Annotated in this window: 16 protein-coding genes; 7 read left to right on the top strand and 9 right to left on the bottom strand. The window is 65.9% G+C overall.

Annotation, left to right across the window (positions count from 1 at the left end):
• Positions 1 to 17: 17 nt before the first annotated feature.
• On the bottom strand, positions 18 to 1421 hold the full coding sequence (locus ACIBCN_RS31890) for a lipase family protein (RefSeq protein WP_396995399.1): 1404 nt from the start codon (positions 1419 to 1421) through the stop codon (positions 18 to 20).
• Positions 1422 to 1518: 97 nt separating this feature from the next.
• Between ACIBCN_RS31890 and ACIBCN_RS31885 the strand changes: the two genes are divergently transcribed.
• Positions 1519 to 2208, top strand: a complete 690-nt coding sequence (locus ACIBCN_RS31885; RefSeq protein WP_396995398.1) for a TetR/AcrR family transcriptional regulator — start codon at positions 1519 to 1521, stop codon at positions 2206 to 2208.
• A gap of 81 nt (positions 2209 to 2289) precedes the next feature.
• On the opposite strand, the gene fahA is transcribed toward ACIBCN_RS31885, so the two are convergent.
• The 3 genes from fahA to ACIBCN_RS31870 form a co-directional block, all read right to left on the bottom strand.
• Entirely contained in the window at positions 2290 to 3468 is a 1179-nt protein-coding gene (fahA, locus tag ACIBCN_RS31880; protein WP_396995397.1) for a fumarylacetoacetase, read from the bottom strand.
• Positions 3465 to 4661, bottom strand: a complete 1197-nt coding sequence (locus ACIBCN_RS31875; RefSeq protein ID WP_396995396.1) for a homogentisate 1,2-dioxygenase — start codon at positions 4659 to 4661, stop codon at positions 3465 to 3467. The genes fahA and ACIBCN_RS31875 overlap by 4 nt, the downstream gene beginning before the upstream one ends.
• Before the next feature lie 327 nt (positions 4662 to 4988).
• Positions 4989 to 5615: a TetR/AcrR family transcriptional regulator gene (locus ACIBCN_RS31870; protein ID WP_396995395.1), complete on the bottom strand. Its 627-nt coding sequence runs from the start codon at positions 5613 to 5615 to the stop codon at positions 4989 to 4991.
• 183 nt (positions 5616 to 5798) lie between these two features.
• Here ACIBCN_RS31870 and ACIBCN_RS31865 point away from each other — a divergent pair, with 183 nt between their 5' ends.
• The 3 genes from ACIBCN_RS31865 to ACIBCN_RS31855 all read left to right on the top strand — a co-directional run bounded on the left by ACIBCN_RS31865 (position 5799) and on the right by ACIBCN_RS31855 (position 9434).
• Positions 5799 to 7721 (top strand): acyl-CoA dehydrogenase family protein, encoded by a 1923-nt coding sequence (locus tag ACIBCN_RS31865; protein ID WP_396995394.1) that lies wholly within the window; start codon positions 5799 to 5801, stop codon positions 7719 to 7721.
• 93 nt (positions 7722 to 7814) lie between these two features.
• Positions 7815 to 8777, top strand: coding sequence for an oxygenase MpaB family protein (locus ACIBCN_RS31860; protein ID WP_396995393.1), 963 nt, complete (start codon positions 7815 to 7817; stop codon positions 8775 to 8777).
• Positions 8778 to 9434: a Uma2 family endonuclease gene (locus ACIBCN_RS31855; RefSeq protein WP_396995392.1), complete on the top strand. Its 657-nt coding sequence runs from the start codon at positions 8778 to 8780 to the stop codon at positions 9432 to 9434. It begins immediately after the preceding gene.
• Positions 9435 to 9467: 33 nt separating this feature from the next.
• Here the strand turns inward: ACIBCN_RS31855 and ACIBCN_RS31850 are convergent, their stop codons facing one another.
• The 5 genes from ACIBCN_RS31850 to ACIBCN_RS31830 form a co-directional block, all read right to left on the bottom strand.
• Positions 9468 to 10889, bottom strand: coding sequence for an Abi family protein (locus ACIBCN_RS31850; RefSeq protein WP_396995391.1), 1422 nt, complete (start codon positions 10887 to 10889; stop codon positions 9468 to 9470).
• Between the two features lie 158 nt (positions 10890 to 11047).
• Entirely contained in the window at positions 11048 to 11461 is a 414-nt protein-coding gene (locus ACIBCN_RS31845; RefSeq protein WP_396995390.1) for a hypothetical protein, read from the bottom strand.
• Positions 11462 to 11549: 88 nt separating this feature from the next.
• A complete protein-coding gene (locus ACIBCN_RS31840) occupies positions 11550 to 12365 on the bottom strand; it encodes an exodeoxyribonuclease III (protein ID WP_396995389.1) in 816 nt (271 codons plus the stop codon).
• A 33-nt stretch (positions 12366 to 12398) separates the two neighbouring features.
• Positions 12399 to 13409, bottom strand: coding sequence for a GNAT family N-acetyltransferase (locus ACIBCN_RS31835; protein WP_396995388.1), 1011 nt, complete (start codon positions 13407 to 13409; stop codon positions 12399 to 12401).
• Complete coding sequence (locus ACIBCN_RS31830; protein WP_396995387.1) at positions 13399 to 13989, bottom strand: peptide deformylase; 591 nt, start codon at positions 13987 to 13989, stop codon at positions 13399 to 13401. The genes ACIBCN_RS31835 and ACIBCN_RS31830 overlap by 11 nt, the downstream gene beginning before the upstream one ends.
• A gap of 188 nt (positions 13990 to 14177) precedes the next feature.
• On the opposite strand from ACIBCN_RS31830, the gene ACIBCN_RS31825 reads away from it, so the two are divergent.
• From ACIBCN_RS31825 to sodC, 3 genes are all read left to right on the top strand, one after another.
• Positions 14178 to 14522 (top strand): DUF3263 domain-containing protein, encoded by a 345-nt coding sequence (locus ACIBCN_RS31825; protein ID WP_396995386.1) that lies wholly within the window; start codon positions 14178 to 14180, stop codon positions 14520 to 14522.
• A gap of 19 nt (positions 14523 to 14541) precedes the next feature.
• Positions 14542 to 15132 carry a LytR C-terminal domain-containing protein gene (locus tag ACIBCN_RS31820; RefSeq protein ID WP_396995385.1) on the top strand — a complete coding sequence of 197 codons (591 nt, stop codon included), beginning with the start codon at positions 14542 to 14544 and terminating at the stop codon, positions 15130 to 15132.
• 159 nt (positions 15133 to 15291) lie between these two features.
• Positions 15292 to 15978 (top strand): superoxide dismutase[Cu-Zn], encoded by a 687-nt coding sequence (gene sodC / locus ACIBCN_RS31815; protein WP_396995384.1) that lies wholly within the window; start codon positions 15292 to 15294, stop codon positions 15976 to 15978.
• Positions 15979 to 15980 lie beyond the last annotated feature (2 nt).

The raw sequence follows: 15980 nt of genomic DNA, 5'->3' as shown, positions 1-15980 counted from the left end.
AGGCACTGGTGCGGAACTCAGCGTTCGCGTGGGCCGATCGGGAATCCCAGCGCGCCGAAGGTGGCGTTCAGGTTGATCTCGATCTGGGTGAGCAGGGCGTTGAAGTCGGCCAGCATGGACACCACGTTGTCGGTGCGGCAGCCGAACTGGTCGGGTGCGTTCGGCGCGAGCCGCGACTTCAGCCAGTTGAGCGTGTCGGCCATGCCGAGCGACGGCAGGCTCAGATGCTCGCTGAGATGGTCGCGCTTGTAGATGACGGACGCGCCGCCCGCACACCACTGCTGATCCAGCCGATCATTGGTCCACACCGGCACCGCCTCGTCGAAGACGCCTTGGTACAGGAAGATCGGCGCGGTGGGGATGTTGCGGCCGAGCACCGTCTGCGCGAAGGTTTCCTTGATCTCGGGCACCTGCAGGAAGTCCGGAATCGGAATGGTCAGCAGGCGCCCGTAGTCGACGAACATCTGGGTGACCGCGTTGCGCGGCAGGCAGGTTCGCTCGGTCCGATCCATCAGCGCCTGCCCCTCGGGCGTCAGGTACCGATCGGCCGCCTCCTTGAACTTGGGGTACGCCTTGCGCAGCGAGGAGATGCCGATGCCGATCAGCGACGAGAACATCGACCCGTTGACGTGCAGCAGCGACACCACATCCGAGGTCGGCGCGCCGAGGGCGACGCCCTTGACGTTCAGTTCTGGTGCGTAGGTCGGCTGCATTTCGGCCGCCCAGCCCGAACCCATGCCGCCGCCGGAGTAACCCCACATGGCGACCGGGGTGTTGGTGCCGTCCAGGCCAAGCGGCTGGAATCCCTCGGCGGCGCGGATGCCGTCGAGGGTCATGTAGCCGGGTTCCTTCGGCACCGTGAGGTGACCGTCGAGCCCCTCGTAGTCCGGCACCGAGATCGCCCAGCCCTGGCTGATCAGCCCGGCGATCGCGATCAGTTCGCTTTGCGAGTGGATGCCCTCGAGACCCGCCAGGCCCGAACCTTGTTGCAGCACATACGAAGGCGAGCAATCGTTGCTGGCGCTGTCGTAGTAGAACTGCAGCGAAACCAGTGGACGGGAGCGGTTCGGATCCGCGCCCGCGGGCAGGATGACCGTGGTGACGGCGACGGTGGGCTGTTCGTTGAGATCGGTGCTGCGGTAGAGCAACTGCCAGGAACGCACGTTCAGCGGCAGCGCGGTCAGCACCGCCAGGTGCACCTCCCGCGATCGGAGAATCGCGCCGGGCGCCTGGGTCTCGAATCCTTCGGGGGGTTGGTAGAACGAGTCATCGTGCGGGAGTGGCATTGCGGCGGCCGGCGCGGCGTCGACCGCGCCGGTCAGCAGCACGGTGGCCATGGCGAACGCCATCGTCACCAACACGGCCACCGCACGTATTCCGGTCCGCGGGCGGCCGGTCGGATCACCAGTGATCACTGACACGTATGCGTCCTTCCTCATCAAGGTGACAGCGATTACAACACGAGAACGTGTTATCAACAAGAGCTCTTTCTATAAGTCATCGAGCTATGGTCGAGGGATGACCCGCAGCAAATCCGCCGCGCGGCCTGCCGAGGGTCCGGCTCGCCGCCGGATCCGTGGACTCGACGCCGAACAGCGCAGCGCACAGCGGCGCAATCAACTCCTCGACGCGGCCACCGAACTGTTTGCCGAGCACAGCTATTCGGGAACATCGATCGAGCAGATCTGCCAGCGCGCGTATGTCGGAACCAAAGGGTTCTACGACCATTTCGACAGCAAGGAAGCGTGCTATATCGCGCTGCTCCAACAGCTCACCGCGCAGATCCAGCAACGGGTGATCACGGGTGCCGCCGCGGCCGCCGAGCTGGCCTGGCCGCAGCGCGCCGCGCCGGTGCTCGCGGCGTTCGTGCACGCCATCGCCGACGATCCGCGCTTGGCGAAGGTGACTTTCGGTGAGGCGGGCGGTATTTCGCCGACGGTCGAGCGGATCCGCCGCAGCAACCGGCGCTGGTCGGCGGCCTTCCTGGATCGGGAGTGGTCCGGCGAACCCGCCGGCGATGCCGGGGTGCAGCGGGCGCGGCTCGCCTTGGCGCTGGCCACCATCGGCGGCATGTTCGAGCTCGTCGCGGACTGGCTGCACCATCACGACGACGGCGGAACTCCGGACGGCAAGGACATGCTCATCGAGGATCTGAAGGGTTTCCTCGCCGTGGTCTACGCAGGCCGGGGAGCCACTGCGGGGCAATAGATTTCAGAAACGAAACGAGTCGGGCCGATGGTTGTCGACCCGACTCGAGTCGGTGTGTAGCCCTTGATCAGTGTGGCGCTGTCAACGTGGGCGCGCGGGCTGGATGCGGCCCCTGACCTCACCGAGGCCGATGCGCCGCACGTCGGGGCCCGGTGCGGACGCGGTGATGACCACCTCGTCGCCGTCCTCCAGGAAAGTGCGCTGCTGACCGTTCACCAACATGGGTTCGCTTCCGCCCCAGGAGAGCTCGATGAACGAGCCACGCTGATCCGGCTCCGGGCCGGAGATGGTGCCGGAGGCGTACAGGTCGCCGGTGCGGGTGACGGCACCGTTCGCGGTGAGGTGTGCCAGCATCTGCGCGGGCGACCAGTACATGCGGGAGAAGGGCGGATGCGACACCGCGTCCCCGTTCCAGGAGACCGTCAGGTCGATGTCGAGACCCCACGGCTCCTTTTCTTGCAGGTAGGGCAGGGGTTCGGGGGACTGTTCCGGCGTCGGCACCCTGGCGGGTTCCAGCGCGGCCAGCGGCGTGACCCAGGACGCGATCGACGTCGCGAAGGACTTGCCGAGGAAGGGGCCGAGTGGCTGGTACTCCCAGGCCTGGATGTCGCGGGCGGACCAGTCGTTCACCAGCACCACGCCGAAGACGCGTTCGGCGAACTCGCCGGTCTCGACGGGATCGCCGAGTTCGGAGCCGACGCCGACCAGGAAGCCGAGCTCGGCCTCGATGTCCAGCCGCCGGGACGGCCCGAAATCCGGTGTGCCCGAATCGGTGCGGCGCTGACCGTTGGGCCGGATCACCTCGGTGCCGGACACCACCACGGTGCCCGCTCGACCGTGGTAGCCGACCGGCAGGTGCCGCCAATTCGGCAGCAGCGGTTCGCTGTCCGGCCGGAACAGGCGGCCGAGGTTCGTCGCGTGGTCGATGCTGGCGTAGAAGTCGACGTAGTCACCGATCGGCACCGGCAGGCCGAGACGCACCTCGTTCAGCGCATGTATTGCGGCACTGTCGATTTCATTGTCGACCAGCTCGCGGACGCGTTCGCGCACCTCGCGCCAGCGTCGCGGGCCCTGCGCCATGAGGGCGCCCAGGCTCGGCTCGGCGAATTCCGGATCGCCGAGTGCGGTAGCGAGATCGATCACCGAATCGCCCAAACGCGTTCCGACACGGTAGTTCTGGCCGTCGGGAGCGAACACGCCGTAGGGCAGGTTGTCCGCGCCGAACAGTGAATCGTTGGGTACTTCGACACGAGTTCTCACGCGGGCCCCCGCCCCGACCAGGTCCACGCGTAGGCCGGATCTTCGCAGGCGAGGGCGCCCTCGCCGAGCTCGAGCGGCCGGAAGGTGTCGACCATGACGGCGAGTTCGTCGAAGTAGTCGAGCCCGATGCTGCGCTCGTAGGCGCCGGGCTGCGGGCCGTGCGCGTAGCCGCCGGGGTGCACCGACACCGAGCCCTGCGCGATCCCGGATCCCTTGCGCGCCTCGTAGTTTCCGCCGCAGTAGAACATGATCTCGTCGGAGTCCACATTGGAGTGGTAGTACGGCACCGGGATGGACAGCGGGTGGTAGTCGACCTTGCGCGGCACGAAATTGCACACCACGAAGTTGATCCCCTCGAAAGCTTGATGAGCGGGCGGCGGCTGGTGGATCCGGCCGGTGATCGGCTCGAAGTCGCTGATATTGAAGGTGATCGGGTACAGGCAGCCGTCCCAGCCGACCACGTCGAACGGGTGGGTGGCGTACAGCAGCTTGGTGCCGACGACCTGGCCGCCGGGCCGGTGCTTGACCAGCACCTCCACGTCGGTACCGGTCGCGGTCAAGGTCTCGGCCGGGCCGTGCAGGTCGCGCTCGCAGTAGGGTGCGTGCTCGAGCAGCTGACCGAACTTCGACAGGTACCGCTTCGGCGGGGTGATGTGGCTGCTCGCCTCGATCACGTATGCGCGCAACGGTTCCGGTCCGGTCGGCAGCCAGCGGTGGGTGGTCGCGCGCGGGATGAGCACCTGATCGCCCTGGCGTGCGGGCACCGCGCCGAAGACCGTTTCGAGCACGGCGGCACCGGATTCCACGTAGACCAGCTCGTCGCCGATCGCGTTGCGGTACAGCGGCGACGCGCCCTTGGCGACGACATAGGAGATGCGCACATCGGCATTGCCGAGCAGCAGGCGCCGGCCGGTCACCGCGTCGGTCCTGGCGGGGGTATCGCCGGGGAACAACTCGTGCAACCGCAGATGCCGGTGCCGCAGTGGATGATTCGGGGTGGTGGACTGATCGGGCAGCTCCCACACCGTCGAGTCGACGATCGCGGGCGGCAGCCCACGGTGGTACAGCAGTGACGAGTCTCCGGAGAAGCCCTCCTCACCCATCAGCTCCTCGTAATAGAGCTGGCCCTGCTCGTCCCGATGTTGGGTATGCCGTTTCGGCGGCACCGCTCCTACCTGTCGGTAGAACGCCATGACCGCACCTCCTTGCCTGGCTTGTGGCCTGGTTCAACTGGTCACCATCGTAGTGATGGCTGGCCGGGCGCAGTGGCGGAATCCACCCCCGACAGGGCGAATTCTGCCGGAACATCAGCCCCTCAGGAGGCATTTCGCCTAGCTGTTCAGTTCCTACCCGACCATTTGTCAAACACAGCGCCCAGCCATAGGCCGACCGACTGATCTCGAGAGCACATGGGTAACTCACCGGGCACGGGCTAACCCGCCCTGCTCCATCCCGCCGGTCGCCAACGCAACTGTGGCCGCACCTGAGTCTGGCCTGAATTCCCGGAGAGGCGGGGGAGCTCAAGCGTGGCGGAGGGCGCGGTAGACCGCCGCGCCGACGAAGGCGCCGAGAGCCTGTGGTGTCCAGTCGCCTTCGTCCGCGAGCAGGGTGCGCACCGCGCCCTCGCCTGCCGACACCCACAGCTCTACCAGCACCGGCAGCTTGCGCTCGGCGTCCTCGGTGCCCCAGGCGCGCAGCGTCGGCCGCAGCAGGGTGCCGCAGCGTTCGATGGCGAGCGAGCGGCCGCGCCCGAACGAATCCGCAACGGCCGGATCGGGATTGCCGTAGAGCAGGCGCCATGCGTCGGGCCGTCCGGCCGCCTTTTCCAGCAGCGCGCGGAAGCCCTCGATGAACACGGTCTCGCCCGCGTCGACGTCGCGGCGCCGCATCACCCCGAGCAGGTCGTCGACCAGGTAGCTCTCCTCACGCTGGATGAGGGCCTCGATCAGTTCCACGCGATCGGCGAAGCAGGCGTAGACGACCGGACGGGTCACGTTCATCCGTTCGGCGATGGCGGCCATGGTGACCGCCGCGATGCCGTGCTCGACGGCGATGGCCAGCGCGGTGTCGAGCACCTGCGGGCGGCGGCGTTCCGGGCCGAGGTGCGGCGCCCGTTGCCGCGGCCGCACGGCCGAATCGCTACCCATGGGCACCAACATAGCAGCGTGGGTTGCCAAGTTCTCGCTGGTCCGACGCCTGTAGATCAACTTCCTACATTGACGAAGGTTAATGCTACAGTGCTGTATGAAGTCGGCTGGATGCGGCCGGCTGCCCTTGTCGAGCGACCTGCCAGCAGGCGCGAGCGCGAAGCCACGGCCGAGGAGCCAGCGATGACCGAAACCCTGTTCAACCCGAAGACCTGCGAGTTTGCCGAGTTCGACGCGGAGACCCGGCGGCTGCTGCGCGCGACCGTCGATTGGTTCGAGGCACGTGGCAAGGCGGTGCTCAAGCAGGAGGATCGGGATCGGGTCTGGTACGCCGAGTTCCTCGATTTCGTGAAGCGCGAGGGCGTTTTCGCGACCTTCCTCACGCCGGCCGCCGAGGCCAACGGTGAGCCGAACAAGCGCTGGGACACCGCGCGGATCGCGATGATGAGCAAGATCCTCGGCTTCTACTCCATGCAGTACTGGTACGTCTGGCAGGTCACCATCCTCGGCCTCGGCCCGATCTGGCAGAGCGACAACGCGGCGGCCAAACAGCGGGCGGCCGCACTGCTGGATTCCGGCGAGATCTTCGCGTTCGGCCTGTCGGAGAAGGAGCACGGCGCCGACGTCTACTCGACCGACATGATGGTCGAGCCGCAGCCGGGCGGCGGATACCGGGCCACCGGCGGCAAGCACTACATCGGCAACGGCAACCAGGCCGCGCTGGTCTCGGTGTTCGGCAGGCGCTCCGACAAGCCGATCATCGACAGCTCCAAGGCGCTGGAAAGCAAACCGACACAAGAGGATTACGAGGGTTACCTGTTCTTCGTCGCGGACAGCAAGCACGAGAACTACCACCTGCGCGGCAATGTCGTGGACAGCCAGATGTACGTGGCCGCCTTCGACCTCGACGGGTATCCCGTTGCCGAGGAAGACATCCTGCACCGCGGCGAGGCCGCCTTCCACGCTGCGATGAACACGGTCAACGTCGGCAAGTTCAACCTCGGCTTCGGTGCCGTCGGTGCCTGCGAACACGCCTACTACGAGGCAATTACCCACGCGGAGAATCGAATCCTGTTCGGGCACAGGGTGACCGAGTTCCCGCAGGTGCAGGCGCTGATGACCGACTCGTACGCGCGGTTGATCGCGATGAAACTCTACAGTGAGCGGGCCATCGACTATATGCGCTCCGCTTCCCCGGAAGACCGGCGCTACCTGCTGTTCAACGCGATCGAGAAGATGACCGTCACCCGGCAGGGGCAGCGGATCATCGAGGATCTCGCCGACGTGATCGCCGCGCGCGGTTTCGAGAAGGACATGTACTTCCCGATGGCGATGCTCGGCCTGTTCGGGCTGCCCAGGCTCGAAGGCACCGTGCACGTGAACATGGCACTCTCGCTGAAGTTCATGGCCAACTACATGTTCCACCCCGCCGACGCCGGCCTGGCCGCGCTGCAGTTCCTGCCCGGTGCGGGTGCCGCGCCGAAGGGCGCGGTGCGCGCGGTGTCCGGCGCGCTGAGCTGGTCGAGCCGCAGGCTGGCGCCGCGCGCCGGTGCCGCGGTGCCGAAGCTGCGCGCCGAATTCGCCGGTGCCGCATACGCTCCGGTGCCGACGCGCCGCGACACCGCCGACGACGAATTCCTTTTCCGGCAGGGGCCGAGCAGCGGCCTCGGCCGCATCCGCTTCAGCGACTGGCGCCGGGTCTTCGAAAAGTTCACGCACATACCGAATGTCGCGGTGTTCCTGGAACAGGCCCTTGCCTTCCAGACTTTGCTCGCCGCCGCGGCCCCGACCGCCGCGCAGCAGCGCGACGTCGACTTCCTGTTCGCGCTGGGCGAGCTGTTCACCGCGCTGCCCTACGCGCAACTGGTCCTCGAACAAGCCGAGATCGAGGGCACCAGCCCCGCCGTCCTCGATCAGATCTTCGACAACTTCGTCCGCGAGTTCGCCAAGAACGCCCTCACCCTGCACACCAAACCCGCCGCAACCAAGGCGCAGCAGACCCGTGCCCTCGACCTGATCCGTCGCCCGGTCGCCGACCGCGCGCGCTTCGAACAGGTCTTCGCCCAGGCCAGGGCGTTGGCGGGCAGCTATGAGATGAACCCGTAAAAGTATCTCGTACCTGCGGTGACAGTAACGCTACACTGGTGAATGAATGTATCGGTTAATACCGAGCCATCTGTCGTGCAAAGGAGCAAGACGATGACAACGCACTCCGAGCGTCCGCAATTCGACGCACCGGCCCGGACCATCCGTGCGGTCGACTACGGCTTCTTCGGGCCGGACTCGCCGACCTGGAAGGTGTGGACCCACGCCACCGCCGTGATCGGTTTCCAGCGCTCCGTCGTGCTCGAGCATTTCGACCCCGCGCTCACCGCCGCGGTCGCCGACGCCAAGGGCATCTACACCGATCCGCGCGGCAGGCTCGACCACACCTTCGCCTACTTCCTCATCGCGGCCGTCGCCGACAGCCGCATGGCGATCGAGGCCTCCGAGCACCTGATGAAGGTGCACGCGCAGGCCACCGGCATCGAGCCGGTGACCGGGAAGCGTTACAGCGCAAACAATCCCGACTCGCAACTATGGATCCATGTCACCGGCTGGCACTCGGTCCTCAAGTGCTACGAGGTATACGGCCCCGGCCCGCTCTCCGCCGAAGAGGAGCAGCGGTACTGGGCCGAATGCGTGATCGCCGCCGAACTGCAAACCTGCAAGCTCGCCGACGTCCCGAGTTCCCGCGCCGAAGTCCGCGACTACTTCGCCGAGATGCGCCCCCAACTCTGCACCTCCGAACGAGCCCACCAGGGCATGCACTACCTCCTGCACACCCCACTGAACCGCGGCTTCAAACTCTGGTCCGGCAGCCGCCTGGTAGCCCCCGCCGCCATCGCCACCCTCCCCAAATGGATGCGCACCACGGGCGGCTTCAACCACCCCGGCATCGTCGACCGCGGCTACCGCATCCCCATGCGCCTCGCCATCAAAGCCCTCGGCAACGAGACCGCAAAACAGGCAGTCCTCGGAAACTTCCTAGGCCCCATGACCGCCCGCCTCTACGCCGAACACCTGAACGCAGGTACCCCGCAACACCCGATCACCGTGACACCACAGGAGGCTCGCCAACGCTACGGCCGCGTCGGTCGTGCGAACGCCTCAGCCAGCTGAGTGCTCGCCGACGAAGCCTGCCCAGTTGTCCGACTACGTCAGTACCGTTGCGGCATGGCAACTCGTGCGCCACAGATGAGCATTGGCGAGTTCGAGGAACTCGCGCGGGCGGCAAATCGCATCGCCGAGGGGTTGCGACTGGAGTCCCTAGCGGGGAAATTATCTGCCAAGCAGCCGCCGGATGGAAACCACGGCTGCATCATCGAGTGGTTGATCCGCCGCTGCCTGTCGCAGCGGCCGGAGCTGTGGTTATCGACCACGCAGGGGCTCCTCGTCGGTGCCGATCGAACCGGACGGGTGCGCCCGGACGGCACGCTCGCCGACACTGAAGCTTTTGTAGGCCAAGGCGAATGGGCGAGCGCGCAGTCGGTGCTCATGGTCGTCGAGGTCGCTTCGCACGGCGAGGACACCATCCAGCGGCACCGAATCGACCTGCCGCGGGCCTACGCCGCATCGGGTATTCCTATCTACTTGCTGGTCGACCGGGATGCCCACAAAACCGCCGTCTACAGCAGTCCTAGCGCAGGTCGGTACCAGAACACGATGATGACGGCTTTTGGTGTCGAGGTGCCGCTCCCCGAGCCGGTCGGTTTCACCCTCAATACCGCGCCGCTCGCACAGTGGGCGTTGCCACCGATCTCTGCCGCCGGTCGGTGAACACGCGACTACCGAGGCACGGCTGATACTCGCTTATCGTTCGGAACGTTTGGCAGCCAGGGCGGCATCGACCATCTCCATGGTGAGGAGGCCGGCCAGTAACAAATCCGTAGGCACGGCGTTGCCGAAGTTCATATTTGGTGCGCACCACCACGCTCCAGCCACCCAAGGATCTTGCTTGGCTTCGAGCGCTTTGTTGACGTGTGCCACAAGAGGGTTCAGACGCTGGCCTGCTGTGTCGAGCTGAAACACCGGAAACCAGTGGGTGTTTCCGACTGGGAAGCCAAGCAACTCACTGTGCGCGCGGTGATACCGCACCGCACTTGCGCGGCGTCTGGGGTTCGACCTCGCATCAATGATTACACCGACTTCTGCTGTGCCAACGCATTCGAACCGTCGCAGAATTTCGCGATGCTCAGCGGGGAGCGGATCTGCGGGTGGCTGATAATCCACGGACCATATCGGTTCTCGGTCCCATAGCGGCGGGCACCCGATCCGATCGGGTGACTCACCGACACCGACGAGGCCTGAGTCGATCATCGCGGCGGTGTCGGTGCGCCACGTCGACTCGGGATCGAGTTGGCTGGTGAGATAGGCGAGGACAGCCAGCGACGCATAGATCCGCGAGCGCTGATGTACTCCACTCGCGTGGGCGAGATCAGGGGTTCCCTCGAGTCTGCCGAGTTGGTCGACGACGTTGTGATTCCACAGGCGACTATGGTGGGCGCAGGTATTGCGCAAGTAGACGAGATTGGTGATCCACTTGGTCAGTGCCGCGCCGTCACCATCGCAATGCTCATCGAAAATCCCGAAGTCGGCCGCGATCATGTTTTTCTGTGGTTGTTTCAAGCCGGCCAGCAACGTTGCCGCGCTGCCGAAGGTCAGAAGCTCTGTGACAACCCAGACGGGTAGCGGCATACCGTATTTGGATTTGAAGTGCTTGACGAACTCGTGTTTCGATCTGTCCTCGTCCCGGCGGACATTGGCCAGCCATTTAGCGTGCTGGCTGTCAAGCCAAGATGATTGGCTTGCAATGGGATTCCGACTGTCATGACGGGTGAACGTCTCGTCCAGTGCCGCACGGTCGAGATGGGCGAATGCGTGGCCTGCGCCGAGTGTGTAGCCGAGTCGTACTCGCAGGGCTATCTCGACGCGGTCGATTGCATCCAGGACGTGCAATCGGAGGCGTCGGTCGAATTCATAGAGATCCAGGACCCGATCGAACGTGGTTCCCGGCTTGAACTGGTCGCCTATCTCGATATGCGGTGCCGCACCGGGGGCGCACACGAACTTCGTCCGGACACGGTAGATGTACCAGTAGCCACTCAGTCGGTAGTAGCCGATATTGCGCAGCGCCCGCATTGCGGCTGCCTTATCGGCGATGTGCATGCCGCGCTCACGCAGCAGTTCCAACTGCTGTGAGTGCGTCTTGAACGGCTTGTCGTAGGAGGTCATCGGTGTCCTCGGTGAGATCGAGGACACGCGCGTTGCGGGTTACTCATCGAAGCACCTTTGATAAGATTGTTGGACATGGCCGATCGTCCGCTCCCGCACCAGGGAGGGGCGGTCGGTTCTCTTTATCTTTAACTATTATTTCGGCAAAGTCTACAAGATTAGAGCGAGTCTCGTAGCTGGCTCAGCGTCTTACCGGACCGGGTATGGATCCAGTTCTGCCAACCGTTAATATCCGATCCAACCAGCGCTTTGAGCGCTGGGGACGGCGCGCCGTAGACTCCCTTATCTGTCCGGAGCAGTCCGCCGTCGAGGACTTCGGCCACAAAGACTTGGCCGCTGCGGACACGTTCATGGCGAAGGTCGTCACCACTTTCGATCAAACCCCGTTCCAGTAGCGCTGCCAGTTGTCCGGCGCGCGGCTGCTCCGAGTTCGTCACATTCTTAGTGGGACCTGTGCTGCGGCTACTGTCCAGAAGCAAGCGTCGGAGCACGTCGTTGGCGCTTTCGAAGCCGCGTCTTGCTGCTACGAGGGCTTCGAATACTTCGTTGTCGACAACAAGCTCATGCTCCATGACCACCTTCTTGACTTCACTTTATGCTTTGCAACGGCCCACGCATCTGCACAGTAGCAAAGTATTAAAGACAAAGTCAATGGGGAGGTCACACGGTGAAATCGGCGATTACGGGGGCGTGGTCGCTGGCGCCCTTGCCTTTTCGTTCTTCGCGGTCGACTACGGCGTCGGTGGCGGTGCGGGCCAGGGCGGGGGAGGCGAGGATGAAGTCGATGCGCATGCCCTCTTTGCGGGGGAAGCGGAGTTGGGTGTAGTCCCAGTAGGTGTAGACGCCGGGGCCGGGGGCGTAGGGGCGCATGACGTCGGCGAAGCCGGTGTCGAGGAAGGACTGGAAGGCGTCGCGTTCGGGTGGGGACGTGTGGGTTTTGTTTTCGAAGAGCTTGGGGGACCAGACGTCGTCGTCGGTGGGCGCGATGTTCCAGTCGCCGACCAAAGCGATCTTGGCTTCGGGGTCTTCGGCGAGCCAGCGGGCGCCGTTGTCACGAAGGGCGGCAAGCCATTCCAGCTTGTAGGTGTAGTGCGGGTCGTCCAAGGCGCGGCCGTTGGGCACGTACAGGCTCCAGACCCGGACGCCGCCGCAGGTGGCGCCGAGGGCGCGTGACTCGACGACCGGCGCGCTGATCAGCGACGCACCGGCCTCCTTGTCGAAGCCCGGCTGGTTCGGGAAGGCCAGCTCTACATCCGTCAGGCCGACCCGGGAGGCGATGGCGACGCCGTTCCACTGGTTGATGCCGAGATGGGCGACCTCGTAACCGAGTTCGTCGAAACGCTCGAACGGGAACTGGTCGTCGCGGCACTTCGTCTCTTGGATGGCTAGTACGTCGATGTCCTGGCGGTCCAGAAACTCCGCAACCCGGTCGAGCCGGGAGCGGATCGAATTGACGTTCCAGGTGGCGAGGCGCACAGCGGCCTTCCTTCGTAGGGATATAACTCCGTTTTACCGGAGGTCGGCGGACCGGTGGGGATGGTTCGTCGGGGACGCGTATCGATACATGTGGTGTTCGACGAAACCCAGCTCGCGATACAGCGCGAGGGCGCCACTGTTTCCGGCCTCGACCTGAAGGTACGCGTGCGTCGCACCGCGCGCGTGACCCCACCGGATCAGCTCGGCGCACACCAGCGAACCGAGCCCTTTCCTGCGATGCTCCGCGCCCACCGCCACGCAGGTGAGGCCGACCCAGCGGCGCCCGTCCGGCGCCGTGGTTACCGCGCCGCGACCGATCGCGATCGGCGTCGGTACGCCGAGCGAGGCGAACCCGAGTTCGCCGTCGCGCACGGCGGTCAGCACCTCGACGTCCGGTTCCCGCGCCGAAAGCCGCTGCGGCGTAGGCGCTTCGCCTTCGTACCGGTGCAACTCCAGCCAGGCGTCGTCCGGTGCGCTGGCGACACGCACCATCGAAGGCCCTTGCGGCAGCACGAAATTCTCGATGTCGATGGCCAGCATGATGGTCTCGCGCCAGCTGTCCCAGCCCGGTGGGATGGGGGCCAGTCGATCGGGCAACGCGAGCAGCAGCGGCAACCCGTGCTCGGTGTACCACTCGCCGACGCGCTGGATCGCCGCCGGTGTCACCACTGCGGGCCCGTCGGAATCACCGAGCGGCACAGCGGAATTCGCGCGGCCGGTGTAGCCGTGTCCGGCACGCACCAACCAGCCATCGATCCAGGTGTGCGCGATACCGGGCCAGGCGTCCGCGGCGGCGGCCTCCAGCGACCTGATCTCGCGAGTGCGAATCGGCCTGGGCCCCACCGCTTTCAACGCGACAACCTGATCCGGCGTCACCGAAACGACCTGCCCGTCGGCGCCGCGCACGGTTGGCGGATCCAGCGAGACCAGTTCTCCGATCACATCGGTGAGTGGTTGTGGATAACCGGCGGGCAGCCGATAGCGTAGGACCACGCGACGGCCGAGCGGGATATCCGGAAAGGCGGCGTCTCGATCAGTCGTCATGGCCGAACGGATCCGCGACAGTCCCGGGAATCCAGCTGAGTCCCGGTGTGCCCCAACCGTTGCGCTTGATCGCCTTCTTCGCCGCGCGGGCATTGCGCCCGATCAGCACGTCGACGTAGAGGAAGCCGTCCAGGTGCCCGACCTCGTGCTGCAGCATGCGGGCGAAGAAGTCCTTGCCCTCGATCTCCACCGGCACACCGTGCTCGTCGGTGCCGGTCACCTTGGCCCATTCGGCCCGGCCGGTCGGGTACTGCTCGCCGGGCACCGACAGGCAGCCCTCTTCGTCGTCGTCCGGGTCCGGCATGGTCTCCGGGATCGCCGAGGTCTCCAGCACCGGGTTGATCACCGCGCCGCGGCGGCGGGTCGCGGTGCCGTCCGGCGCGACGTCGGGACAGTCGTAGACGAACAGCCGCAGCGGCACGCCCACCTGATTGGCGGCGAGGCCGACACCGTGCGCGGCGTCGAGCGTGTCGTACATATCCGCGATGAGCTCGGCCAATTCCTCCGGTGAGTGGGTGACCCGTTCGGTCGGGTTGTGCAGAACCGGGTCGCCGACGATCACGATCGGGAGGATAGCCATGGCACTAATTATTGCCGCGCCGCCAGGCCGCCGACCGTGCGGGGGCGGCAACCTTCCCGCGACACGCCTACCGGCAGGTAGGGAACACGCCGCGCCGTAGCCCGGGCGATCCCACGGTCTCGTGGTTGAATGATCCGCGACGTACAAGCACCATTTTTCGTCTGGTGGTAACTCGGCGAGGGAGCAAGATGGACGGCGCAGCGGCACGGAATCTTTCCGCGATCCAGGGCGACCCTTCCGCGAGCGACGATGTCACGGCAGCGGAAACAACCGGCGACGGCGACGGCCTGAGCCGTCGCGAACACGACATCCTGGCCTTCGAGCGCCAGTGGTGGAAGTACGCGGGGGCCAAGGAAGAAGCCATCCGAGAGCTGTTCGGCATGTCGCCCACCCGGTACTACCAGGTGCTCAATGCGGTGGTCGACCGGCAGGAGTCGCTCGCCGCCGATCCCATGCTCGTCAAGCGGCTGCGCAGGCTGCGGGCGAGCAGGCAAAAAGCCAGGGCCGCGCGACGGCTCGGTTTCCAGGTATGACCGGGCTAGGCTCGACTAGGTGAGCTACCCGAATCCCACCTCCGGTGGGCCGCCATTGCGAGCGTTGGCGATGGTGCTGATCGCGCTGGCCATCGTGTTCGGCGGCCTGGGTGCGATGTCGCTGTCTACCTCCGATGCCGACAGCTCAGGATCCGGTCCGTCGGAATCGGCCACCTCGACCGCCGCGAAGCCGGTACCGCAGGTGCCCGCGGGCACCACCGCCCCGAAGGCCTCCGACGCCGTGCCGCCCTCGACGCCCGCCGCCACCTCGTCCGCGGCGACCACCACGCCGTCGACCACCGCCCTGGCGACCACCTCCGGCGCGGCCGCCGCGAAGGCGGTTCCGGTGACCGTGTTGAACAACAGCATGATCGTCGGGCTGGCCGGAAAGACCGCGAGCCAGCTCACCGCGGAAGGCTGGAACGTCGTAGAGACGGGGAACTACCCCGGCGCGAATATCCCGAAAACCACCGTGTACTACGGCAATTCGCCGGGTGACAAGGAAGCCGGGCAGGCCATCGCGCAGCAGCTCGGCATCACCGCGGAATCGAAGTCGAGCGGATTGGGTGAGTCCGCACCGGGTGTAACCGTGATCGTGACGGGTAACTGACAACTGGCGACCTGGCCACGCCAACTGGCGACGTGCCGCTGAACGGGCCTGTCACGGCGCGACACTGCGGACGTGGCATCATCTTGTCCGGTAACGAACGTGTCCACCCAGCTTTACCCCTAAACTTCGTAAACTCGGTACTCATAAAGGAGTTCCCCGATGGCCCCGTCCACAACTCGTCGCCCGTCCTGGCGGACTGTGACCCCGGTGCTCGCGGTCGCGGTCCTCGGCCTCGCGGGCTGCTCGAATAGCCAGGAGTCGAGTGACGTCAAGGGGACGACCCCGCCGGTGTGGAGCGGTTCCGCCGCCCCGCCCGCGAGCGAATCCGGCAAGGAAACCGGCACCGCCGAGGCGAACACCGGCGTGAAGGTCGACCTGAAGGACGCCGCAGGCGCCTCGGTCGCCACGGCGAACATCGTCAAGGACGGTAACCACCTGCAGTTCACCGTCGAGGCGCACGGCCTGCGCCCCGGCTTCCACGGCCTGCACGTGCACTCGATCGGCAAGTGCGAGGCCAACTCGGTCGCGCCGACCGGCGGTCCGGCCGGCGACTTCCTTTCGGCCGGTGGCCATCTGCAGGTCGGCAGCGCGAACACGCACCCGGCCAGCGGCGACCTCACCTCGCTCGAGGTCCGCTCGGACGGCACGGCCAAGCTGGTCACCACCACCGATGCGCTGACGCTCGACGACCTGAAGAACAAGGCGTTGATGATCCACGCCGACGCCGACAATTTCGGCAATATCCCGAACCGGTACCTCCGAGCCGACGGCGTTGCCGGCCCGGACGATACGACGCTAGCGACAGGCGACGCGGGCGGCCGCGTTGCCTGCGGTGTGATCCAGTAGCG

Origin of the sequence: Nocardia sp. NPDC051052 (assembly GCF_044456045.1) — a bacterium.
Taxonomy (GTDB): Bacteria; Actinomycetota; Actinomycetes; order Mycobacteriales; family Mycobacteriaceae; genus Nocardia.
This window is presented reverse-complemented; position numbering and strand designations above follow the sequence as displayed.